This window comes from Emticicia aquatilis, from assembly GCF_014644295.1.
In the GTDB taxonomy this organism is placed as follows: domain Bacteria; phylum Bacteroidota; class Bacteroidia; order Cytophagales; family Spirosomataceae; genus Emticicia; species Emticicia aquatilis.
Map to the genome: position 1 here is coordinate 86,350 of NZ_BMKK01000015.1, position 25,421 is coordinate 111,770.

The 25,421-nt window shown below is 35.9% G+C and carries 14 protein-coding genes and 1 CRISPR repeat array; of the genes, 7 read left to right on the top strand and 7 right to left on the bottom strand.

Annotated features, from left to right (window positions below; all coding sequences use genetic code 11):
• The first annotated feature begins 253 nt into the window (after nt 1–253).
• The 5 genes from IEX65_RS25130 to IEX65_RS25150 all read left to right on the top strand — a co-directional run bounded on the left by IEX65_RS25130 (nt 254) and on the right by IEX65_RS25150 (nt 4,607).
• The gene (locus tag IEX65_RS25130) at nt 254–1,294 is read left to right on the top strand and encodes an aldo/keto reductase (protein ID WP_229250894.1); all 1,041 of its coding nucleotides are present in this window, start codon (nt 254–256) and stop codon (nt 1,292–1,294) included.
• A 54-nt stretch (nt 1,295–1,348) separates the two neighbouring features.
• On the top strand, nt 1,349–2,257 hold the full coding sequence (locus tag IEX65_RS25135; RefSeq protein WP_188770630.1) for a helix-turn-helix domain-containing protein: 909 nt from the start codon (nt 1,349–1,351) through the stop codon (nt 2,255–2,257).
• A gap of 91 nt (nt 2,258–2,348) precedes the next feature.
• Nucleotides 2,349–3,218, top strand: coding sequence for an SDR family oxidoreductase (locus IEX65_RS25140; RefSeq protein ID WP_188770633.1), 870 nt, complete (start codon nt 2,349–2,351; stop codon nt 3,216–3,218).
• Between the two features lie 15 nt (nt 3,219–3,233).
• Nucleotides 3,234–4,154, top strand: coding sequence for a helix-turn-helix domain-containing protein (locus tag IEX65_RS25145; protein WP_188770635.1), 921 nt, complete (start codon nt 3,234–3,236; stop codon nt 4,152–4,154).
• 12 nt (nt 4,155–4,166) lie between these two features.
• Nucleotides 4,167–4,607, top strand: a complete 441-nt coding sequence (locus IEX65_RS25150) for a nuclear transport factor 2 family protein (protein ID WP_188770637.1) — start codon at nt 4,167–4,169, stop codon at nt 4,605–4,607.
• 267 nt (nt 4,608–4,874) lie between these two features.
• Here the strand turns inward: IEX65_RS25150 and IEX65_RS25155 are convergent, their stop codons facing one another.
• From IEX65_RS25155 to IEX65_RS25180, 6 genes are all read right to left on the bottom strand, one after another.
• Entirely contained in the window at nt 4,875–5,135 is a 261-nt protein-coding gene (locus IEX65_RS25155) for a hypothetical protein (RefSeq protein ID WP_188770639.1), read from the bottom strand.
• A gap of 51 nt (nt 5,136–5,186) precedes the next feature.
• Entirely contained in the window at nt 5,187–5,861 is a 675-nt protein-coding gene (locus IEX65_RS25160) for a type II toxin-antitoxin system HipA family toxin (protein ID WP_188770641.1), read from the bottom strand.
• Nucleotides 5,858–6,169: a HipA N-terminal domain-containing protein gene (locus tag IEX65_RS25165; RefSeq protein WP_188770643.1), complete on the bottom strand. Its 312-nt coding sequence runs from the start codon at nt 6,167–6,169 to the stop codon at nt 5,858–5,860. Before IEX65_RS25165 ends, IEX65_RS25160 begins: the two co-directional genes overlap by 4 nt.
• On the bottom strand, nt 6,147–6,368 hold the full coding sequence (locus tag IEX65_RS25170; protein ID WP_188770644.1) for a helix-turn-helix domain-containing protein: 222 nt from the start codon (nt 6,366–6,368) through the stop codon (nt 6,147–6,149). The genes IEX65_RS25165 and IEX65_RS25170 overlap by 23 nt, the downstream gene beginning before the upstream one ends.
• Nucleotides 6,369–6,521: 153 nt before the next feature.
• A complete protein-coding gene (locus IEX65_RS25175; RefSeq protein ID WP_188770645.1) occupies nt 6,522–7,385 on the bottom strand; it encodes a ParB N-terminal domain-containing protein in 864 nt (287 codons plus the stop codon).
• A 13-nt stretch (nt 7,386–7,398) separates the two neighbouring features.
• The gene (locus tag IEX65_RS25180) at nt 7,399–8,310 is read right to left on the bottom strand and encodes a ParA family protein (protein ID WP_229250896.1); all 912 of its coding nucleotides are present in this window, start codon (nt 8,308–8,310) and stop codon (nt 7,399–7,401) included.
• Nucleotides 8,311–8,631: 321 nt separating this feature from the next.
• Here IEX65_RS25180 and IEX65_RS25185 point away from each other — a divergent pair, with 321 nt between their 5' ends.
• Nucleotides 8,632–9,390 carry a replication initiation protein gene (locus IEX65_RS25185; RefSeq protein ID WP_188770647.1) on the top strand — a complete coding sequence of 253 codons (759 nt, stop codon included), beginning with the start codon at nt 8,632–8,634 and terminating at the stop codon, nt 9,388–9,390.
• Nucleotides 9,391–10,041: 651 nt separating this feature from the next.
• On the top strand, nt 10,042–11,376 hold the full coding sequence (locus tag IEX65_RS25190) for a replication initiation protein (protein ID WP_188770648.1): 1,335 nt from the start codon (nt 10,042–10,044) through the stop codon (nt 11,374–11,376).
• 137 nt (nt 11,377–11,513) lie between these two features.
• A CRISPR array of direct repeats spans nt 11,514–24,916; the repeat unit is 30 nt; unit sequence ATTTCAATTCCATAAAGGTGCGATTGGAGT.
• A gap of 202 nt (nt 24,917–25,118) precedes the next feature.
• On the opposite strand, the gene cas2 is transcribed toward IEX65_RS25190, so the two are convergent.
• A complete protein-coding gene (gene cas2, locus IEX65_RS25195; RefSeq protein WP_188770649.1) occupies nt 25,119–25,397 on the bottom strand; it encodes a CRISPR-associated endonuclease Cas2 in 279 nt (92 codons plus the stop codon).
• Nucleotides 25,398–25,421: the final 24 nt, after the last annotated feature.

Sequence of the window (25,421 nt, forward strand, 5' to 3'; positions counted from 1 at the left end):
TCACAGCAAAAACAATGATATTTACTAATATTATGCCTATCAAATGATATACACCCAAATAATACGGTAATAAATATGGGCTGATAAAAGTAGGGCAGTTAGCGTTCTATTTCCCCACCTTCGCCAATCTCTGTTCGTTAAATAGTACGATGCTCTAAATTGAGTTACCTCATTTTGAACACAAATAACTGCATTTTGGACACATCCAAAACATTTTAACTTCTGACCTTTGTGCTTCACAAATAAATAAAAAATGATGAAGTACAAAGTTTTAGGAAATACAGGGTTGAAAGTCTCTACGCTATGTTTAGGCACAATGAATTATGGCGGAAAAGGTTTTTTTGGCTACATGGGCAACCTCGACCAAAAAGCGGTTGATGAACAAGTTAGAACAGTAACTGATGCGGGAGTAAATTTTATAGACACCGCCAACATTTATTCTGAAGGACTTTCAGAAGTTATGATTGGACAAGCCATCAAAAATCTTTCTATCAACCGTGACGACTTAGTTTTGGCTACCAAAGTTAGGGGCTCTATGGGCAAAGGACAAAATGATTTGGGGCTTTCAAAAAAGCACATTATCCAGCAAGTAGAAGGGAGTTTAAAAAGACTCAATACGCATTATATCGACTTGTACCAAATTCATACCGCCGACCCACTGACGCCCATCGAAGAAACCATCAGAACCTTAGACGATTTAGTACGAAGTGGCAAAATCAGGTATTTTGGAGCAAGTAATATTTCGGCTTGGCAATTAATGAAAGGCTTGGCGTATTCGCAATACAACCATATGGATAGGTTTGCTTCTTTACAAGCCAATTATTCGTTGGATGTAAGAGATGCCGAACGAGAAATTGTGCCTTTGCTGCAAGACCAAAAAGTAGGAATGATGGTTTGGAGTCCTTTGAGCGGCGGTTTGCTAACAGGCAAATACAAACGAAACGGACAAAAAGAAGAAGGTCGATTAAATAGTTTTCCATTCCCGCCTTTTCATGAAGAACGAGCCTACGATGTTTTGGATGTGCTTACACCCATGGCGGCACAAAAACAGGTTTCAATCTCTCAGTTGGCATTGGCTTGGCTATTGCATCAGCCTGTGGTGAGTAGTATTATCATTGGTGCAACCAAAATACATCAACTACAAGACAATTTAAAATCAGTCGATGTTATATTTACGGCTGACGAATTAAACCAATTGAACGAGGTGTCGAAATTACCTGTTGAATATCCTGCCAATGTGTTGGAAATAATGACCATGGACAGAAGTGCAGGAGTTGATTTTCAGAATGCTTAAATTCACCAACATTAAAGTAGGCAGGAAAACATAACTGCCTACTTCTTTTAGATTATGAAACATTCAGAGCAAAATATCACCAAAATAACTTCGATAAAAGAGCTGCATATTTACATGAGTTTGCCAAGTCCATTAAACCCATTGCTTACTATTATTGACCATTCTGAAACACCCAATCAAGAAAATAACCAAAGGTTACTTTTAGATTTCTACAATATTTCAATCAAAAGAAGCTTTAAGGGAAAGTTGAAATATGGCAAAAATAACTATGATTTTGATGATGGAAGTATGTCGTTTATTGCACCCAATCAAATAATAAGTGTAGAAAGCGATGAAAACAGAAACTCCGACGGCTGGTCATTAATCTTCCATGCTGATTTGATTAGGCAATATCCATTGGCAAAATCAATAAAAAACTATGGCTTTTTTTCGTATGCCGTCAACGAAGCCTTGCATCTTTCGGCCGAAGAAGAAAAAACCATTGAGGCAATTGTACAAAACATTCAAAATGAAATCAATTCGAGATTAGATACTTTTAGTCAGGATGTAATTGTTTCCAGCCTCGAATTGCTGTTGAGTTATTGTAATCGTTTTTACAACCGTCAATTCATTACCCGAAAAATGGCTACCAACGATTTGCTCACAAATTTTGAATATATTTTGGACAAACATTTTAGTGATAATACAAACTTGGTATTACCGACGGTCGAGAATCTATCCACCGAACTGAATGTATCTTCTTCCTATTTGAGTGATATGCTGCGAAGTCTAACAGGACAAAATACCCAGCAACACATTCACAATAAACTCATCGAAAAATCAAAAGAAATACTTACCACCACCAATTTGACGGTCAGCGAAATAGCCTACCAATTGGGTTTTGAGTATCCGCAATCGTTTTCAAAACTCTTTAAAAATAAAGTAAACATGAGTCCATTGGAGTTTAGGGCAAGTTTTAATTGAGAATGTCAGATTTAGCTACATCAAAGTCAGATTCGGTGTATTTTTAAGAAAAGCCAGTGTTGAACTTTGCAATATAAAATTAATAGACACAATGAACAAAATATTGGTTACAGGAGCAACAGGACACCTTGGCAGTGCGGTTATCAAAACATTATTGACAAAAATTTCATCCAATCAGGTTTCAATTATTACTCGAAACGAAGAAAAGCGACTTGAATTTGAATCAAAAGGATTTAATGCCCATTTGGGCAGTTATGAAGACATTTTTTCTCTCGAAAAAGCAATGGAAGGGGTTGATACAGTTTTACTCATTTCATCAGGCGACCAAGGCGACCGAATGCAAGAGCATAAAAATGTAATAGATACAGCCCAAAAAGCAGAGGTAAAACACATTGCCTACACAAGTAGATGTTTGAATGACAGACACACTTTGGCAAATAAATTAATGGTAGAGCATTTTGACACAGAAGATTACATCATAGCAAGTGGCTTGACATATACTTTTTTTAGAAATATTTTATACATGGATGCCATACCACAATTTATTGGTGGTAAAGTAGCATTGGAAAGAGGTATATTTCTGCCGGCAGGCGATGGCAAAGTATCTTTTGCATTAAGGAGTGAAATGGGTGAGGCAATGGCGAAAGTTCTGTTGAAAAATGAACGTGGAAATAAGATTTACAATTTTACAGGCGATAAAACTTACTCGTTTTATGATATTGCAACTGCACTCACTGAACTTTCGGGTAAAGAAGTTAACTATACAAATGTTGAAACTGCGGCATTTGAAGGAATGATGAGACAAAGAAATTTGCCAGAGCCAGTAATTCAGAAAATTGTAGATTTTATTACTGACATCAAGCATAATCAAGAAGCCGATATTTACAGCGACCTTGAAAATCAATTGGGCAGGAAACCAATAGGTTTAAAAGACGGATTAAAAGTATTGTTCGGCTTATAAATTTACCTTTGTTTTATGAATTTACAAACACCGAATCTGATTAAAACCATCGCCGAATATCATCGGTATATGGAGTTGCCAAAGCCCGAACACCCTTTGATTAGTGTAATAAAATTTGAGGAAATAAAACGCCAACCGAACAATTGCCCAAGTAGTATCATTCATAATTTTTATTCGATTGCATTGAAGAAGAATTTTACTGCAAAAATGAAATATGGGCAACAAGATTTTGACTTTGATGAAGGTGTAATGCACTTTATGTCGCCAAAACAAGTCTTGACTATACAGGCTTCATCAGTTGAGGAATTTAATCATACAGGTTGGTTGTTATTAATCCACCCCGATTTTTTGTGGAATACAGCACTTGCAAAAAAGATAAAACAGTACGAATATTTTAGCTATAAAGTATCTGAAGCATTGCATCTTTCTGAAAAAGAAGAAATTTTGGTGACCGATATTATTGAAAAAATTGCACAAGAATACCACGCCAATATTGATAATTTTAGTCAAGACGTAATTGTAGCCCAAATTGAATTATTGCTAACCTACTCTGAACGCTTTTATCAACGACAATTCATTACCCGAAAAATTGCCAACCATAAAATCCTTAACCAGCTGGAAGCTTTACTCACAAGCTATTTCAATCAAGATGATTTAGCGGACAAAGGTATCCCAACGGTTCAATTTATAGCAGATAATTTAAACATTTCGGCAAACTACCTAAGCCGTTTGTTACAACTACTCACAGGGCAAAGCACCAAGCAGTTTATACACGACAAATTAATAGATTCAGCAAAAGAAAAACTATCAACTACCGATTTAACGGTGAACGAAATAGCTTACAGTTTAGGTTTTGAGCATCCACAATCATTTAACAAGCTTTTCAAAAGCAAAACTAATCTGACACCAATTCAGTACAGAAGTTCATTTAATTAAAATTTGACAACTATGAAATCTTTATTTTTATCAATAATATCTTTGAGTGTTTTTTTGTTTTCGTTCAACAGTAAAGCCCAAAATGCTGATGATTTGAAACAAATCATTATCAAAAAGTATAAAAGAGTAAGAACAACACTAAAAAACGGCGACCCAAATTATGTGTTAGAAATGCTCGCCAACGATGCTATTTTATTTCTACCAAACGGAACAGAAGTAGTTGGAAAGGCTGCTTTAAAACCCTTTTATGAAAAAGTAGCACTCACAGGCATTGATATAGAAAGCACCCCAACTGCGGTTGAACTACTATCTGAAACTACGGCATTTGAAGTAGGTATTTTCACTTCTACGACAAAAACGAGCAAAAAAAATTCGGCAAAATACATTAACATTTGGAAGAAAATTGACGGAGATTGGAAATTATACAAAGCAATAGACCAAGCCAAGTTGTAATTCTAAAAATCTTTACCACCCACAGGATTTTGCAAATTTAAAGTTGACATCCATACTCTCAAGAAAAAGTTAGTTCAGTAGCAGAGACCAGTCCAGCACGGTAACTTTCTACTACTTTTCGTAAGTAGGGTATGGAGTTGCGATTTTTTTTATTTCCTTGTAAGTCCCTGATTATCATATATTTATATTATATATGTCAAGTCATTTTAGTAGCATACGACTTGTTATATAGTTTATCTTATGTTAAGCAAATTAAAATAGATTATATCAAATCTTATATAAATACGCACTTAATCTACTCTGGTATTGAGAAAAATATATATTCTTCATATCAGCATCTAAGAATGACTCTTCAATCATCAACTTCACAGCATCAGTTTTCGTCGTAAAATCTTCAATGATTCGTTTCAATCGTTTTGATTGAATGCCAATTTTAATGCCAAACTCAAAAAAATCTGAATAGCTAAAATACCCTAATGAATTATAAGCATCGGTATAATAATCACTGTAAAATAAATCCAAAGCCATGGCAGGTTCATTGGGTGTATGCAGATACGTACACAGTAAGTCATAGGCAGGTTAAAGTCTGAAATCACCAAATTTTGTCTGAATTAATGAGAAATTTTTGAGATGAGCATCTCCATTTGAAAACACATAATTAAACAACACTAACTTATAAAAACGCTCAATTTCAACTGTCCAAGCTGCACAGTATTTTCTTAGTAGCATAGCTATTTCTTCGTAACTACCTTCATACTTATAATTATCCCCACTAATCTGCCGACTTACTTGTTTGATTTGAGTAAAATCTTCTTGTAGCCATTTAGTCCCATCTGCTTGTACATCAAATCTTTTGACCAGATACGCTGGTTCAGAATTTTTAAAATAGATGAGCGTGTTTGGAGCGGTTTCAATACCAAAAATCTGTGAAGCGATTTGCATCGTTAGATGCTCATTTTCGGGTGCAGAAGCTAAGTTCTGAAATCTCCCAACAGGAATTGGTTTTAGAATATACTTCCCTCCTACTTGCGTCAGTTTTAGCGTATCTTCTTCGAGTTGTAATGAATATTTTACTTGCACTCCTGAGATAGAAATTTGTCGGATATTATTCTCAAAATCATTGTTATATATAAATTCTGGTGCTTCAAAATCGAGGAATGGCGAAACCCTTTTTCCATCAAATAAATGTTTGAGGGCTTTCGCAGAAAAACCGAGTGATTTGATTGGATTATATGTCGATAAACATTTGCTCATATTTCTTTTACTGTAATTGCCCCTATTGTATCATTCTTAGCTGTTTTTAGCAAACGAGTAAACTCATCTTTTTCATCTATCTGAAAAGCCTTACACTGAATTTCTTTATTAATTCCTTCTGAGAGCAATCCACTAAAAAACGGAAAAAGTGAAGATGATTCAAAAACTTTGGCTTGTTTTGGAAATGAAAAACTAATCGCTGGCAATGCCGAATTCAAATAGTTTGCAGTGTACTCAAATAAGTACCTATTATCTGATTTTTCCAAGTATCCTGCCAAAATTTGGTTATAGTAAACTTCCGCCTTCATTGTTTAGTTTTTTTATCACAACCGTTATTTCCATTCCCAAAACATCTAATATTTTTTGTAGGGTATTCAAGGTTGGATTCGCCCTATCATTTTCTATTTTCTGAATAGATTTTGTAGAAACTCCACAAAGTTCGGCCAAGTCTTCTTGCCTAATTTGTAAATACTTACGACGCTCTTCTATCAATTTTCCAAATTCCATAACAGAACTATAATTCTTATTTTACTGTAAATTTAAGAAGAAAATTATCAAAATTAAGAAAATACGAATTATAGTTCGTATTTAAAAATACACTATTTGGTAATTTGTAGATAACGAAATTTATCAAAAAAATCATAAGTGCAAATTTTGCACTTATGATTCTAACAGCTTTTTAAGACTTGATATTTTACCCATTAAATGTTCACAATCTTTTTTGGTTGAGATTGTTTTGGCAAAATCAACTACATCTTTTTTAAGGGATTTTATCAGCTTCTGATTACTTTTTGCTGGAGCCTTTTCCTCTCCCCTACTCACAGCATTTTTTATATCATCGACCGAATTCAATTCTTCGGTATTCACTTCCATTTTTCCCAAACGCTGAATTTCTTCTTTACTCAAATCAATCTTTCCAGACAGCAACTCACTTTTCAAATTTGTGGGAAGCTTCTCTACACCCTTGGCAAAATCACCATCATTCTTAATCGTCCGTGGACTGACCGCATGTTCCGCCGCTAATTTTTCGGCAATATCTCCTTTTTCTCCCCCTTCCCTATCGTACTTGCCTTTGCCTGTTTTTTCTCGATTATAACGAAGTCCTCTGAAATACGAAATCTGCTCTGGATTCAGGTTTCTTCTACCCAACTGAAAATCAATCATGTAGTCTTTTACGGCATCCAAATCTTCAAAGTCGAGCAGACCAATCTTAAAATCAACACCAAATTGAGTACAGATTTTGTATCGATTGTGTCCGTCAATCAAGATATAAATGGGTTCGTCACGCTCCCCTATTCCTGCTTTTTGTTCGGTTGTTTCCCAAACCGTCAGCGGGTCTTTGCAGCCGTGTTTCAGAATGTTATTTTCAAGCTGTTTGTATTCTTCGGTCGTAAGTGGTGGAATAAACTGTTTGAGCGACTCAAGTATTACAATTTGTTTTTTTATTTTTTCGGTTTCGGAAAAAGTCGAAGGCTGTAAATCAACCAAAGTCTTTTTCATTCCAGCCATAAAATTCTTTGCCATAGATGGGTTTATTTTAAGCCAAAGTCATTACTTCTTTGGCAACGTTCATGTATTGTTCGGCCGAAAGTGATTTCGGTGAATAGCTGAATAAATCTTGTTTTGCTACCTGCGATTGCTTGATAACAGTCGAACTCTCAATTTGGGTTTTAAAAATATTAAAATGTCCGTAGGTTTCTTTGATATGCTCAATCATGCCACGGTGCACACTTTGATTTTTATGAATCATTGTAAACAAAATGCCCTTGATTGTGAGCGAGAAATTGCTGTGTTCACGAATCTCCATGATGCGGTTGAAAAGGTTTTCTACACCATAGTACGCCGATGCCTCGGGCTGCATAGGCACAATACACTCATGCGAAGCCACCAAAGCGGCCGTAGTGAGAATATTAAGCGATGGTGGGCAGTCGATAAGCACGTAATCAAAATCGCTCAAAATAGGGCTTATTTTGTTGTGCAGGCGTTTCTCTGCTCCTATCGAATTGACCAACTCTAATTCTCGATAAGCCATCCGAATATCCGAAGGCGAAATCATGAGGTTTTCTTCAATCTGAATTATTGGCAGTGGTTCTTTGCTCAATAGCGAATCTATGACTTGCATCTCGGGTGAGTGAATTCCAAAACACTGCGAAAGATTTCCTTGTGAATCCATGTCAATCATCAATACTCGATTGCCCAGTAGATTCAGAGCTTTTCCGAGATTTATCGTCGAAGTGGTCTTCCCTACTCCACCCTTGTGGTTAACAATCGAAATAACTTTGGCTTTTGAAAATAATTCATCCGAATAGCCATACTGACGCAAAACAGGTTCTAACTTGCTCAGGTGAGTTTCGTTGAGTTTAGCCAATCCATCAACAACTTTATAAAGAATCCTTGATGGAATTCCTGCCTCTTTTTCAATCTGGGTACGATTAAGTGCAGGTTTCATATTTAAAAACTTAATAACCAGTTCGGACGAAATCATGATATTTGTGGTAAATTTTTTCTCAAAAATATAAATATTTATCTTTTAAAACAATCATTGGATAAAAAAATATCTAATATTTTTCAAGAAATAAAATTCTTAAAGAATACGAAAAGTAAGGTTCGTTCTCGTTATAAAATTTCAAAAAACCGACGAGAACGAAGTACGTATTTCTCTTTCTTTTAAAATCAATCTACAAAAAATAGTACTTAAAATTCTATTCGATAAAATTGGTTTTAAAATTTAAAAACGAGAAATTTGGTGTAGAAAATAAATCAAGATTTTATGACAAGTTTTGCTATAAATCAAGGGTATCAACAACAATTATTTTCTCAGCCAATGGTTGTAGCTCCAAGTGTTGAGAATGAAATTTCGGCTGATGTAATTGAGCAATTAAATGATTTAATAATGGCACAATACGAAATGTCGCTTTTTGAACGCCGCATTTTTATTGCCATAATCGAACAAATCAGTAATAATTTACTTGAGGTAGGAGGGATGAAAGTAGTACCCGAAATAGTACTTGATGCTCGACAAATAATTGCTGCCAGTGGCTTAAAAGGTGAATCGGCATTTGTGGAATTACAAAAAGCAACAACAAATCTGATTAAGCACGTTTGTAAGATAACCGAAACCGATGGACTTTTACAGGTTTCATTGCTAAGTAGTGCTAAATATATGAAAGGCAAAGGGCAGATTAAACTTCGAATAGACGCAAATCTGCACCCGTATTTACTAAAACTAAAAAATCAGTTTAGCATTTATAGTCTTGAAAAACTGATTCTATTCAAAAGCTATTATTCACAGTGCCTTTATGAACTATTCCGAAAACTACCAAAACAGAATGGTACAATAATGATTTCGATAGAGCAACTACGGAAAATTTTAAGAATAGGAGAGAGCGAGTACGAACGTTACTTTGATTTCAAACGCTACATCATACAACAAGCCCAAAAAGAGTTAGCGATACACGACACAAGTTTCGACTTCAAAGAAAAAAAGCAGGGCAAAAAAGTAATTGCACTACAGTTTATTTTTAAATAAAAAATCATAAGTGCAAATTTTGCACTTATGATTTTTTAGCGTTATTTCTTCTATAAAAACCAGAACTTCTTACATATAGAGTTATCGACAATGCAAACTACATCCAAATAATATTTGGTTCAGAAGTTAGACTTTAATCTTGAAAATAAATACTAATCATTTTAGTATTTAAACCAATAACTGTTTGTTTTTTTAATTTTAAAGTATTTTATGTATTTTCTGTCGTTGTAATTGACTTATAACCAATGTTTTATGAGACTAACTATCACTTATATGTCGTTAACTATCACCAATATATCGTTAACTATCACTAATATGTCGTTCTAACTATCACCAAAATGTCGCTAAGTATCACTAATATGTCGTTCTGACAATTTCTCTATAAAGAATACTCTCTAACTATCACTAATTTGTCGTTAACTATCACCAAAATGTCGTTTTAATTTATATTGATGTATTATCTGGTTTTTGAATCAATATTTGAGGTTTTCAGAAAAAAAGAACGTTAAAAATCCATCTAACTATCACCAAAATGTCGTCAACTATCACCAATATGTCGGATAATAAAATAAGTACAAAATCATAGTATCACTTATGTTTTTATGAGTGATATTTATTAACTTTGTGAATGATACTCTAACACTGAAGAAAATGCGAAAAACAAAACTCTCTGAAAATGTAGCAAACCAAATAAAACTTATCCGAAAATCAAATAAGCTGGTAGAAGCTCGCTACAAATTTGATATTTGGGAAATGAGAGTTTTTGTAAAAATGCTCACACTGATACGTCCAGAAGACCAAGATTTTGCTCAATACCGCATCAACTCCACTGAAATCATCCATGATTTTGGTTTATACGATAACGGTTCTATCTACAAATCTATCAAAGAAGGAGCTGAAAAACTTTTAACCAAACAGGTTGAGATTGAAAGGATTGATGAAGAAGGACGCAAAAAACGAATAAAGGCGAATCTGATTAGTTCGACGGAAAGTTTTGTTGATGAAAATGAAGGGACTGATATTATACTGAAATTCGACCCCGAGCTCAGACGCCACTTGCTTGATTTGAAAGAAAAGTATTTAACGTATGATGTAAGAAATATTTTGAAACTAACGAGTGTGTATTCAATCAGAATTTATGAACTGCTAAAACAGTATGAAGGAATGATTGATGAATCGAAACAAGGTTATGCCAAGCGTAAATTTAGCATAGATGAATTGAAGAAAGTCTTAGGAATTGAGGAAGGGGAGTATCAACTGTACGGGCATTTTAAGAATAAGATAATTCTAAAAGCACAAAAGGACTTAGAATCTGAAACAGATATTAGATTTGAAATTGAGGAAGAAAAATCGAGTCGAAAAATTGTTTCGATAATTTTCTTGATTTATCGAAACAACAAAAACTCTAAAAAAGAGCCGAAATCTAAAAAACAAATAACGGAAAGTGTACACCCAAAGTTTAATAAGATTTATACAAAAGTAAAAGATTTTGTTTCAGTAGAAATTGTAGAGAGTTGGTTTAAAGAAATTCCGTACGAACAAATTGAAGTAGGAGTGGGGTATGCCCTTTCGCAACATAAGCGTGGAAAAGTGAACGATATGGTTAAGTACTTACAAAAAATGGTTCGCACCGAAATAAGTCCAACTATTGAGAGAAAGTCAATTCCAACCACTGCACCTATCATTAGGTTTGAAAACGAAGAAGCAGTAGAAGAAATTGCCAAACTAAAATCGGCCAGCGACTTAGTTTTTAATGAAATATGCAATGATTTACTGGCCACCAACAAAACACTCAAAAACCAAATCATGATTAATATGCAAAATGGTTTGTTTGCAAAATTCTACAATCAGAGTTTATCATTTGAACAAAACTTAAAAGACCCAATGGTAGGAGGGGCCATGAAAGGACTTATTCATCAGGCTTTTCCCGAAGCGTTCACAGAATATGACAACATGATAAAAAGGCTTAAACAATTGGAGAAATAAACGAGTTTACTACACCCGAAAACTTGCGTAATAAACACTACTTTTTGTATTTGTGAAATCCTCATTCAAGATATGGTGTATTATAAAAGAGCAATTGGAGAATTAAAGTCGTCGTTCTGATAAATGATATTCATAAAATTTCAATTCCATAAAGATGTGATTGGAGTGGCTATATCTCCGAGCTTCGTCATTTCCTCCATCGTATTTCAATTCCATAATGGTGCGATTGGAGTATTATCCATCACCGCCACGGGAAGCCCGTCGGCTATATTTCAATTCCATAAAGGTGCGATTGGAGTAGGTTCAGAAACGAGCGTTCCAACTGGCTCAAAAGCATTTCAATTCCATAAAGGTGCGATTGGAGTTCTTGGCGATGTTGTTCAAGAACAGGCTAAGCCATATTTCAATTCCATAAAGGTGCGATTGGAGTTTGACCTTGCGGCTATTGTCATTGCTGCTGGCAAAATTTCAATTCCATAAAGGTGCGATTGGAGTTTCCCTCAGTACCTTCAAAAATGCCAAAATTATATTTATTTCAATTCCATAAAGGTGCGATTGGAGTCCATGCTATGCCCTACTAAAATAACTTTTTCGGCATATTTCAATTCCATAAAGGTGCGATTGGAGTAATATCAGTTAGTGGGTTTCATATATTTCTTGAGTTATTTCAATTCCATAAAGGTGCGATTGGAGTATGCTCGAATCGTAAATCGGCAATGATTGTGTAAAAATTTCAATTCCATAAAGGTGCGATTGGAGTGTACCGTCATTGGGATAAATTGATAAAAACACTTAGATTTCAATTCCATAAAGGTGCGATTGGAGTTTCTTACCTCCTATAATTATTGAGGTTAATTTTTAAATTTCAATTCCATAAAGGTGCGATTGGAGTATTTGAGAGGTTGTAAGGGGTACGTAAGTGACTGTTATTTCAATTCCATAAAGGTGCGATTGGAGTTCATAGATGAGCCGCAAGGAATTGCCCAATATTCCATTTCAATTCCATAAAGGTGCGATTGGAGTGCCGTCAATCATTAGAAACGGATACGGTGTTTCTTCATTTCAATTCCATAAAGGTGCGATTGGAGTTTTTTATATTTCAATTACTTTGAAATCCGTTCAAACATTTCAATTCCATAAAGGTGCGATTGGAGTTTCATAATTACTATCAACATCTCATTTGCGAATCGTATTTCAATTCCATAAAGGTGCGATTGGAGTTTTGATTGACTGGGAGCAAAATGTTGACTACGCTGAATTTCAATTCCATAAAGGTGCGATTGGAGTTTTGCAATAAATTCTTCGACAGCTTGGGTGTATATTATTTCAATTCCATAAAGGTGCGATTGGAGTACAAAGAAAAATTGTCCGATAGCTCCAACTATGTAAATTTCAATTCCATAAAGGTGCGATTGGAGTTACACCCGTTCCAAGTCCGCTAATACCCGTCGAAACATTTCAATTCCATAAAGGTGCGATTGGAGTCCCAAATTCCCGACATCATCCAATCTACTGCCTTCAATTTCAATTCCATAAAGGTGCGATTGGAGTAACTGTCCGAGAATCGTATTTTTGTTTCCAGTCGAAATTTCAATTCCATAAAGGTGCGATTGGAGTATCTTTAGCTCAGTTGGTTAGAGCATGGCAACGTAATTTCAATTCCATAAAGGTGCGATTGGAGTACTAAATTAAAGTTAAAATCTGCTTGCTTTAGCCCTATTTCAATTCCATAAAGGTGCGATTGGAGTATCAATGACACCAGTTGCTATTATTACGTTCTTTATTTCAATTCCATAAAGGTGCGATTGGAGTACGGTATTATACTTTGAGTAGTCGATACGGTTTGCAAATTTCAATTCCATAAAGGTGCGATTGGAGTGCTACTAATTAGAAACGCACTCTACAAACTTGCTCAATTTCAATTCCATAAAGGTGCGATTGGAGTTTCTTGCTTAGGCACTCTGAATGAAATGTTATGTGTATTTCAATTCCATAAAGGTGCGATTGGAGTCTTAATTTACAAGCAGAGTTCTAAACTTAATTTCAATTTCAATTCCATAAAGGTGCGATTGGAGTTGCCGAACACTCAAGCCCTTCAGTTAGGCCCACAATATTTCAATTCCATAAAGGTGCGATTGGAGTACGCTCACGCTGTGGCTTGTTTGATGGCTTTAGGCGATTTCAATTCCATAAAGGTGCGATTGGAGTCCACTCCCACCTGTTTACAGTGCTAAAACTTCAAAAATTTCAATTCCATAAAGGTGCGATTGGAGTAGAATTTTCTGCCGCCTTTTGCATAATTGCCTAAGTATTTCAATTCCATAAAGGTGCGATTGGAGTAATACCAGATGATGATTGCAACATGGCTCAGACCCTATTTCAATTCCATAAAGGTGCGATTGGAGTGACAGTACAGGGGTCAAAGGTAACAAATGCGAAAGCATTTCAATTCCATAAAGGTGCGATTGGAGTCCAAAACCAATACCGGCAAAAGGTGCATTATCACTCATTTCAATTCCATAAAGGTGCGATTGGAGTTCCGATTCATAGAAGCTCTGCACAACATACTGTGGTATTTCAATTCCATAAAGGTGCGATTGGAGTGTCGTTTGTATGTCGCACACTTCTCAAGGTCTGCTCATTTCAATTCCATAAAGGTGCGATTGGAGTGATTTTATATTTTCATTCATTGCCAGTTCCTTGAGATTTCAATTCCATAAAGGTGCGATTGGAGTCCATTCCGTAGATTGAAACGTAGTTTTTTGCACCGAATTTCAATTCCATAAAGGTGCGATTGGAGTAATGTTGCAGTTCCTGTAAAATTTGCATTATTTATATTTCAATTCCATAAAGGTGCGATTGGAGTGCAAGTATCATCTTTCTTCTTATATCCCTGCCTCAAATTTCAATTCCATAAAGGTGCGATTGGAGTTTTGGTTTGATGATGAATTTATTAACAATTTTGATTATTTCAATTCCATAAAGGTGCGATTGGAGTTTCCAATTTCTATTTTTGTTGTCTAAGTGAATTGTATTTCAATTCCATAAAGGTGCGATTGGAGTTTAAGAAGAATCAGGATGAATTTTCGGAAGAAAATGATTTCAATTCCATAAAGGTGCGATTGGAGTTCCTTGTATTTCGCCAAATACATCAAGTTTTTTGGTATTTCAATTCCATAAAGGTGCGATTGGAGTCCAGTGGGCCAGTTGGAGATGGTTTTATGATTATCTATTTCAATTCCATAAAGGTGCGATTGGAGTGATTATTCTTGCTTGGATTGTGCTTACCATAATAGTATTTCAATTCCATAAAGGTGCGATTGGAGTGCCGCCCTTCACTCGCTCATCATAATTGAGAGCCGTATTTCAATTCCATAAAGGTGCGATTGGAGTTCTTTCAGAAATACTCTGTTCTCATTTGCGAATCGTATTTCAATTCCATAAAGGTGCGATTGGAGTAAATGACGATGTAAAATTGCATTTGGTTTAACAAGATTTCAATTCCATAAAGGTGCGATTGGAGTTTTAGATTATGAAGAATCAAATACACTTGAAGGATTATTTCAATTCCATAAAGGTGCGATTGGAGTAAGGCGGGTGAACCATACGTTTCCGAGCGTGAAACCATTTCAATTCCATAAAGGTGCGATTGGAGTTTCTTTTGAAAACCTTAAAGACTTAAATCAAGTATCATTTCAATTCCATAAAGGTGCGATTGGAGTATGCCCGCAAATGATGGCAAACGAGGCTTTCTTTCGATTTCAATTCCATAAAGGTGCGATTGGAGTAACAGCCTTGAGAAATATTTTCTCAAAGTTGCTCACATTTCAATTCCATAAAGGTGCGATTGGAGTAACGATTTTTTGATTCAAGTAAACAATATAAGGCAAATTTCAATTCCATAAAGGTGCGATTGGAGTAAATTTGTCTCAACCGTTCGGGCATCGACAAACGAAATTTCAATTCCATAAAGGTGCGATTGGAGTCATTTCAGTCCAATCATCAATAATCATCATTCTCAAATTTCAATTCCATAAAGGTGCGATTGGAGTAGTCAAACCAACTTAATTCGTCACCAAATTTTTTCGTATTTCAATTCCATAAAGGTGCGATTGGAGTCACCGAACACCCCAAACAAGGTACTCGTATTGCCAAATTTCAATTCCATAAAGGTGCGATTGGAGTTCTTTAGAAATGTCTTTTGGAACTATGCTTCGCAGCAATTTCAATTCCATAAAGGTGCGATTGGAGTTTCTTTATCACCTTCAACAGTTATTTTAGTGTAGTCTATTTCAATTCCATAAAGGTGCGATTGGAGTTTTATCCCTAACCATTTTGTCTATTTGTTCGGGTAAATTTCAATTCCATAAAGGTGCGATTGGAGTGTAGCCTATCAAGCTTCAGCATGGTTACGCAAAAAAATTTCAATTCCATAAAGGTGCGATTGGAGTTTTGCCGAAAATATCTCATTATCAGGGTGGATAAAAATTTCAATTCCATAAAGGTGCGATTGGAGTAACACGGCAACGACATACCAAGTTTATAAAGGTCAATTTCAATTCCATAAAGGTGCGATTGGAGTGAAATATTAGAAATTACGGACAGGAAACATGATGCTATTTCAATTCCATAAAGGTGCGATTGGAGTTGCTACATCATTTCAATTTGAAGAAGTGGCAGGTGCATTTCAATTCCATAAAGGTGCGATTGGAGTATCGCCACAAGCACAAAAAGCAATAATTGTTTTGGGATTTCAATTCCATAAAGGTGCGATTGGAGTAGGTAGAAGACCAAAACCAAAAAATGTTTACTCAACATTTCAATTCCATAAAGGTGCGATTGGAGTTGTGTGTTTTTAGCTCATTTTCCAGACTAATGGCTTATTTCAATTCCATAAAGGTGCGATTGGAGTTCTAAATGAAACTCAAACAACAAATGATTAGGCTTATTTCAATTCCATAAAGGTGCGATTGGAGTAACAGCTTATTAGAACTTTCCAACCTGTTGAAGAAAATTTCAATTCCATAAAGGTGCGATTGGAGTTGTAAGGTTATCAGCAGTTTCGCCTATTTTTACACTATTTCAATTCCATAAAGGTGCGATTGGAGTAGTGTTGATGTTGTACCAGTTCCTCCAATTACCTTATTTCAATTCCATAAAGGTGCGATTGGAGTTTTTGAATAGCCAAAAATGCTTCTTTTTTATGGTCATTTCAATTCCATAAAGGTGCGATTGGAGTTATGAGGGGGATATTTGCAAGGTGTTATACACAGATATTTCAATTCCATAAAGGTGCGATTGGAGTAAATCAATGACACCAGTTACTATTGTTACCTTCTTTATTTCAATTCCATAAAGGTGCGATTGGAGTAAAAGGCTTTTCTTGATGGTGTTGAAGTGTTACAAATTTCAATTCCATAAAGGTGCGATTGGAGTTTTTAATTTTCTGTCATTTTGGCACGTTTCGACGTTATTTCAATTCCATAAAGGTGCGATTGGAGTGCTGCTGACTTCTCAGCTTGTACCATGCCATCCAAAATTTCAATTCCATAAAGGTGCGATTGGAGTGTAAAGGTTCATCTTAGACTTATACTTACGATAAAATTTCAATTCCATAAAGGTGCGATTGGAGTGAGCAGGAAAAACGAGCGTATTTAACACACCAAATTATTTCAATTCCATAAAGGTGCGATTGGAGTGAACCATTTCCTTTTACGTTAATTAAATATGCAAATATTTCAATTCCATAAAGGTGCGATTGGAGTCATAGCGAGGGAAAGAGTAAATTGCATCAGTCAAATTTCAATTCCATAAAGGTGCGATTGGAGTACGTCAAAACCGTTTCTTGGGCAAGCCTTTGTTGATATTTCAATTCCATAAAGGTGCGATTGGAGTGGGCAGGAAAAACAAGTACGTTTAACACGCCGAATTATTTCAATTCCATAAAGGTGCGATTGGAGTTTTCGGTTGGATAAAAACCCCTGTTATTATCTCGGATTTCAATTCCATAAAGGTGCGATTGGAGTCCCTATAAGGTGAATTTTTCGCCCCGTGCGAGAGATATTTCAATTCCATAAAGGTGCGATTGGAGTAAGTGATTATGAGACATACTATAATCAACCATAAAGAATTTCAATTCCATAAAGGTGCGATTGGAGTTTATCTGTTTGGTGGCAACGAAAACGATGCTACGTAATTTCAATTCCATAAAGGTGCGATTGGAGTTCAATCATTTCGTCGGAAAGTCGGTCACGAATTACCATTTCAATTCCATAAAGGTGCGATTGGAGTGGTCAAATCTGTTTGTGTAAAGGCTGGGTCGAATACATTTCAATTCCATAAAGGTGCGATTGGAGTGCAGTTAGTATCAACGATTCAACTAAACCAAATTCATTTCAATTCCATAAAGGTGCGATTGGAGTAGTGTTTGATAAATCAGCCGTATCCATTGCACTCGAATTTCAATTCCATAAAGGTGCGATTGGAGTTTAGTCGTCGGAGATGCGTATGACACGCTTACGCTATTTCAATTCCATAAAGGTGCGATTGGAGTACTTCCAATCGACTCAAAAACACCAGCAAAAGCATCATTTCAATTCCATAAAGGTGCGATTGGAGTAAGCTGAAATACTTGCTCATCACAATTACGTTCCGTATTTCAATTCCATAAAGGTGCGATTGGAGTTTTTTGCTTCCTCATTCCATTTGTCATACTCATTAAAATTTCAATTCCATAAAGGTGCGATTGGAGTAATTTTGTAAAAAAGAAATTTTTCTTCGGTGGCTAATTTCAATTCCATAAAGGTGCGATTGGAGTATTTGCTCTTTATAAGCCTTAGTTTTTGCTAAAATAATTTCAATTCCATAAAGGTGCGATTGGAGTAGGCACTTTATTGCTGCCTTTTACTGAATTGTAGAGTATTTCAATTCCATAAAGGTGCGATTGGAGTACAAGCACTCAAACAATTTAGAGACCGTGTAGAAAGATTTCAATTCCATAAAGGTGCGATTGGAGTCCAGTCAATAATTTTGCCAGTTTCAAGTTCAATTACATTTCAATTCCATAAAGGTGCGATTGGAGTCCGTCAAAACATCATAACTCGCATTGCTTATATCAAATTTCAATTCCATAAAGGTGCGATTGGAGTTTCAAAATATGCAACAGCTTCTTCCCATAAACCCTCATTTCAATTCCATAAAGGTGCGATTGGAGTTACTTCGGCATTTGTTTACACTCCTGTTGCTGTAACATTTCAATTCCATAAAGGTGCGATTGGAGTAGCGGTGAAGTAGTAGCAAGCATGAAGGATAATTAATTTCAATTCCATAAAGGTGCGATTGGAGTTTGAGATTATTAGGCGTAACGACAATATTTAACGTATTTCAATTCCATAAAGGTGCGATTGGAGTTACCCCTGCAATGACAATTTTAAATAGTGGAAGCGTATTTCAATTCCATAAAGGTGCGATTGGAGTGTTGCTGAGTGTATTTGCTTGTCTATTATCTGTTCTATTTCAATTCCATAAAGGTGCGATTGGAGTTGTGGGTGTGTTTTGTATTCTTTTCGGCAGAATTGTATTTCAATTCCATAAAGGTGCGATTGGAGTTATTCTATTTTCATCATTCAAAACTCTTTTACCATTATTTCAATTCCATAAAGGTGCGATTGGAGTTACCAAATCAACATTGTCTGTTGTGTATTTAAAATTATTTCAATTCCATAAAGGTGCGATTGGAGTGACACGCCCGACGATAACGCCCAACATTATTACTATATTTCAATTCCATAAAGGTGCGATTGGAGTCCCAAAGCTCCGTTCTTTTTTTCAATCGTTACTTTATTTCAATTCCATAAAGGTGCGATTGGAGTGTTGAGTCTTTTTCATCATCTACCACTTACCAAAAAATTTCAATTCCATAAAGGTGCGATTGGAGTCCAATTCCGCATTTAAAGTAGTATCATTAAATTTTATTTCAATTCCATAAAGGTGCGATTGGAGTTGGACATATTTCACGAATGAGCAGTAGTGCTTCTGAATTTCAATTCCATAAAGGTGCGATTGGAGTAAAGAAATGACAGATAGGCAACTAATGATAAAAGCATTTCAATTCCATAAAGGTGCGATTGGAGTATAAATCTTGCTTTTTCTTTTTTAAGTCTTCATCGATTTCAATTCCATAAAGGTGCGATTGGAGTAAAACCTCCATTGATATTGAATATATCAACATAACATTTCAATTCCATAAAGGTGCGATTGGAGTTGGGCTTATTTCTGCTCAACCTGTTCAGCGTAATGTATTTCAATTCCATAAAGGTGCGATTGGAGTATGTAGGTTTCGCCATCAAACCCAAGCAAAAATGAATTTCAATTCCATAAAGGTGCGATTGGAGTCCATCACGAACCATCAAGTCGGGGTCAGACAATAACATTTCAATTCCATAAAGGTGCGATTGGAGTTGCTTGTTATGTTGCTCCTTATGTTTGTGAAGTGAAATTTCAATTCCATAAAGGTGCGATTGGAGTAGTTATTCGCAATATTCAGGTTGTTTCGGGTGCAGTATTTCAATTCCATAAAGGTGCGATTGGAGTTGGAAATTTTATACTTGACCAAGATGGTGAAAGGAAAATTTCAATTCCATAAAGGTGCGATTGGAGTGCCCAAAGTTCCGTTCTTTTTTTCAATCGTTGCTTTATTTCAATTCCATAAAGGTGCGATTGGAGTCACCAAGCAAAAAACGATTTAAGCCCATTCCAGCCGAATTTCAATTCCATAAAGGTGCGATTGGAGTAGGTCAAAATGTACGCTTTTTAACCGATACCGAAAAATTTCAATTCCATAAAGGTGCGATTGGAGTTCCCATGATTTTATTGTCATATCGAAACTCTCTAATATTTCAATTCCATAAAGGTGCGATTGGAGTTAGTTCTTGATATACACGATATAGTTCGGCACGAAAATTTCAATTCCATAAAGGTGCGATTGGAGTTTGTCAAAGTAACTGCCGAAGGTGTACCCAAATTATTTCAATTCCATAAAGGTGCGATTGGAGTCCGCCTTTATCCCCTTCTCCTGATAACGAGCCGTAAGATTTCAATTCCATAAAGGTGCGATTGGAGTCCGCCTTTATCCCCTTCTCCTGATAACGAGCCGTAAGATTTCAATTCCATAAAGGTGCGATTGGAGTGCCCCCATGATGTATAACTTCTCAGTAGTAGGGGTATTTCAATTCCATAAAGGTGCGATTGGAGTTACTTTGTTTTTGAGAAAGAAATTACAAATTATAAGATTTCAATTCCATAAAGGTGCGATTGGAGTAAAATGATTATTCCCTCGGTCATTTGGACTATTGAAATTTCAATTCCATAAAGGTGCGATTGGAGTCTGTCAATTCCGACAGGGTTTAGAATAGGTTGCTGTAATTTCAATTCCATAAAGGTGCGATTGGAGTTACTACCTATTTTCCTCGCTCAAGTGGTGTACTTTAATTTCAATTCCATAAAGGTGCGATTGGAGTCTGGCAACTATTAATGATTGTCGGTATTGCAGCCTAATTTCAATTCCATAAAGGTGCGATTGGAGTCATTAGCCGAAACACCACCCCCTGCTGGTATTCCATATTTCAATTCCATAAAGGTGCGATTGGAGTAATTTTGGTCGGCTGTGCCAAACTTGTCTTGTAGTATTTCAATTCCATAAAGGTGCGATTGGAGTATGGCTTTATCATAGTTTAAGCCCTCAAATAAATCGCATTTCAATTCCATAAAGGTGCGATTGGAGTTTAATGCCAAATGTGTTTTCAGAAACGTACATTTCTATTTCAATTCCATAAAGGTGCGATTGGAGTACACCGTTCTTTCAAAACGGTATCAATTGACTTGAATTTCAATTCCATAAAGGTGCGATTGGAGTTTGGTTTTTCTCGTAATTTGTTAAGAACTCTTTTTCTATTTCAATTCCATAAAGGTGCGATTGGAGTAGCGTGTTCTACGCCAAACGATTCTTCACTACCATATTTCAATTCCATAAAGGTGCGATTGGAGTTGCCGCACGTTTGGAGTGGTACAACTCATAGTACAATTTCAATTCCATAAAGGTGCGATTGGAGTTTGAAGCCGCAGCTTCCCTTACCCAACCTCTCGCAAATTTCAATTCCATAAAGGTGCGATTGGAGTAATTTCATTACCTTCAGTATCAACATTTCCAGTGTAATTTCAATTCCATAAAGGTGCGATTGGAGTGATATTCTGCCATAAAAAAAGAAATCAGCTTTTCGAATTTCAATTCCATAAAGGTGCGATTGGAGTTTTATTAATTGATTCATTTTATTAATTGTCTGAAAGATTTCAATTCCATAAAGGTGCGATTGGAGTGCATTGCTTTTCTCCAAAAACAATATGCTCAGGTTTATTTCAATTCCATAAAGGTGCGATTGGAGTTGTAATTGTTCATTTCTTGAATTGCTTCGTCGAGTTCATTTCAATTCCATAAAGGTGCGATTGGAGTACGACTGTCTTCTCTAAAGCTTCAATAATGATTTCAATTTCAATTCCATAAAGGTGCGATTGGAGTCCCTGGGCTTATGCTGTGGTGGCTGGATGGAAAAAAATTTCAATTCCATAAAGGTGCGATTGGAGTCAGACGAGCCAATAGACCAAGTGGCCCCGAAAAAGTATTTCAATTCCATAAAGGTGCGATTGGAGTAAAGAAGGTTTTATTGAAGTAACTGGAGAAAATCCGATTTCAATTCCATAAAGGTGCGATTGGAGTATAAAACAGCTGGGAAGGTACTTATTCCTGGCTGTATTTCAATTCCATAAAGGTGCGATTGGAGTCAAGCTCGTAACTCAAGCTGACCAAAAAGGTTTCGAATTTCAATTCCATAAAGGTGCGATTGGAGTAACATTCACAAAGTACATGAAGATAAAGTTGAAAACATTTCAATTCCATAAAGGTGCGATTGGAGTAACCAAAAATCCTTCTCGGTCACAAGTCTGAAATAAATTTCAATTCCATAAAGGTGCGATTGGAGTTTTAGTGCGAATTTCAAGAGTTTTTGGGGAGCGATATTTCAATTCCATAAAGGTGCGATTGGAGTGTTTTACTAATATCAACAGGAAGTTTAAGTAGTTTTATTTCAATTCCATAAAGGTGCGATTGGAGTCGTGAAATATTGCTCACTACCATTATCAGAAATTTTATTTCAATTCCATAAAGGTGCGATTGGAGTTTGAAAACTCATACGCTCCTTGTGAGCCGAAACTGAATTTCAATTCCATAAAGGTGCGATTGGAGTGCCTTCGCCATAGGAATTGAAACCACCTTTTTCGACATTTCAATTCCATAAAGGTGCGATTGGAGTTTCGTAACCTATCAATCCACCCATTCCCCAGTCGGGAATTTCAATTCCATAAAGGTGCGATTGGAGTATATCTGGGAGATGTATTTTTGTATAATCAATTGGATTTCAATTCCATAAAGGTGCGATTGGAGTAGGATAATAATAGCACGATTGCAGGGCCAATCATAATTTCAATTCCATAAAGGTGCGATTGGAGTAGCCGTTTGGAATCTATATTTTGGACCGTACGCAAAATTTCAATTCCATAAAGGTGCGATTGGAGTACTTGACTTACCAACGCACACTATTAACTATACGAAATTTCAATTCCATAAAGGTGCGATTGGAGTAAGCATCGGATAATTTTGTCTTTTCGCACGTTCCATATTTCAATTCCATAAAGGTGCGATTGGAGTCCTTTCATTATGAGTATTGAATGTTCTTGCTAAATCATTTCAATTCCATAAAGGTGCGATTGGAGTCTTTCATAGCTAAATCTTGACGCAATCGAAAAATAGATTTCAATTCCATAAAGGTGCGATTGGAGTTTCGTTATCATCGAGAGATTTTTCAATCTCATCGGCATTTCAATTCCATAAAGGTGCGATTGGAGTAATTACTGCTGGCGAGGCTGATACGTACAAGAAATATTTCAATTCCATAAAGGTGCGATTGGAGTGTGCGTGAGTAGTTGCTCGAATGTATCTTTGAGCATTATTTCAATTCCATAAAGGTGCGATTGGAGTGCGTAAATTCTTCAATAAATTCAAAATCAATTTTGTGATTTCAATTCCATAAAGGTGCGATTGGAGTTCTATGTTGGTGCGTCGGGTTCGGATTCGTTTGCCGTATTTCAATTCCATAAAGGTGCGATTGGAGTGGGGTCAAATAGTTCTTTGATAGCCCTGACCGTAAAATTTCAATTCCATAAAGGTGCGATTGGAGTAGGTAACAATGACAAGTTTCCACCTCATAGTGAATATTTCAATTCCATAAAGGTGCGATTGGAGTAATATATGATACCTCGCTCAAGCATTAAGTTTATGAATTTCAATTCCATAAAGGTGCGATTGGAGTAAAACCAACTCAGTTAACTCAAAAACAACTTATTCAATTTCAATTCCATAAAGGTGCGATTGGAGTAAGCAAAAAATAATGACCCAAGGGTCAATTATTCCGCATTTCAATTCCATAAAGGTGCGATTGGAGTGAAATCCTCGATGATGTAATTAATGCTCATTACTATATTTCAATTCCATAAAGGTGCGATTGGAGTGCTATGCACAGAAAACTATTCAGGAGCTTGAGTCGAATTTCAATTCCATAAAGGTGCGATTGGAGTGCATTTTGCACATGAAAGCGTGTTTCAACTGCTTTATTTCAATTCCATAAAGGTGCGATTGGAGTGTTTTTTGACCAAAACGATTCCGAAACTCCAGCGGGATTTCAATTCCATAAAGGTGCGATTGGAGTAAGTTACATTCGCATTTTTCCCAAAAAATTCGCCGAATTTCAATTCCATAAAGGTGCGATTGGAGTAGGCAGTAATTGAATGTTTTCTTGAAATCAATCATATTTCAATTCCATAAAGGTGCGATTGGAGTCTTCAATACACCATTGAATTCCATGTAAAATATTTGAATTTCAATTCCATAAAGGTGCGATTGGAGTAGCGTCTTCTTGTCGCTCCCTCCAATCACCAACACTATTTCAATTCCATAAAGGTGCGATTGGAGTTATAGCCTGTTCACCAATTTTCAAAGCAACTTCATCATTTCAATTCCATAAAGGTGCGATTGGAGTAACCAATTATCACCAAATTCGGGCAATAAAATATTATTTCAATTCCATAAAGGTGCGATTGGAGTTAGGAAAAATCACATTAAAATCGTCGTTTTGATAAAATTTCAATTCCATAAAGGTGCGATTGGAGTACTATAAAGCACAGGCTGAAATGGTATGCAGAAGATATTTCAATTCCATAAAGGTGCGATTGGAGTAGAAATACTCTGTTCTCATTTGCGGTCGTTGGAAAGATTTCAATTCCATAAAGGTGCGATTGGAGTATCTTCAATTGAAAGTGTTGTTTGTTTGTCGATAAAATTTCAATTCCATAAAGGTGCGATTGGAGTACTTTGATTGTTTGAAATTTCATTACGTTGATTTTTATTTCAATTCCATAAAGGTGCGATTGGAGTCCGTTGGAAAAACGGCCTTTGTGATGCAAAGAAAGCGGTTTTTGTGCCTTAAAACAAGAAAAAAAATCGTCGAACACCAATAATACTTTTTTACTGGGAGTTCGACGACTACTGATTATCAATGACTTATCTCGTATTTTATTATTTTCCATGATGTCAATGAACAATATTTGTATGAATCTTCTGAGTTCGACTACCACACCTACAAAAAATTATCTGTCATCATACGTTCTACACCTATCACTTCTTTATCAAGCCATCGTTCATCTCGGCTCTTAAAAAGAATAATACTATCCGTTTCTTCATTCATTATCTTTCGAGCAACATACAGCATTTCTTTCAACTTTACATCTGTTATTTCACCTTCAAAGACTGAATTCTGAATCCAATTTAAGTATTTTCGGCAATGTTTTAGCATCTTTCCTACTCTTTTTTCACCACCATTGGCTGATGCTATATCATAAACGAGAATTATATACATATTCTTTTAAAAGAAACTCCCCTT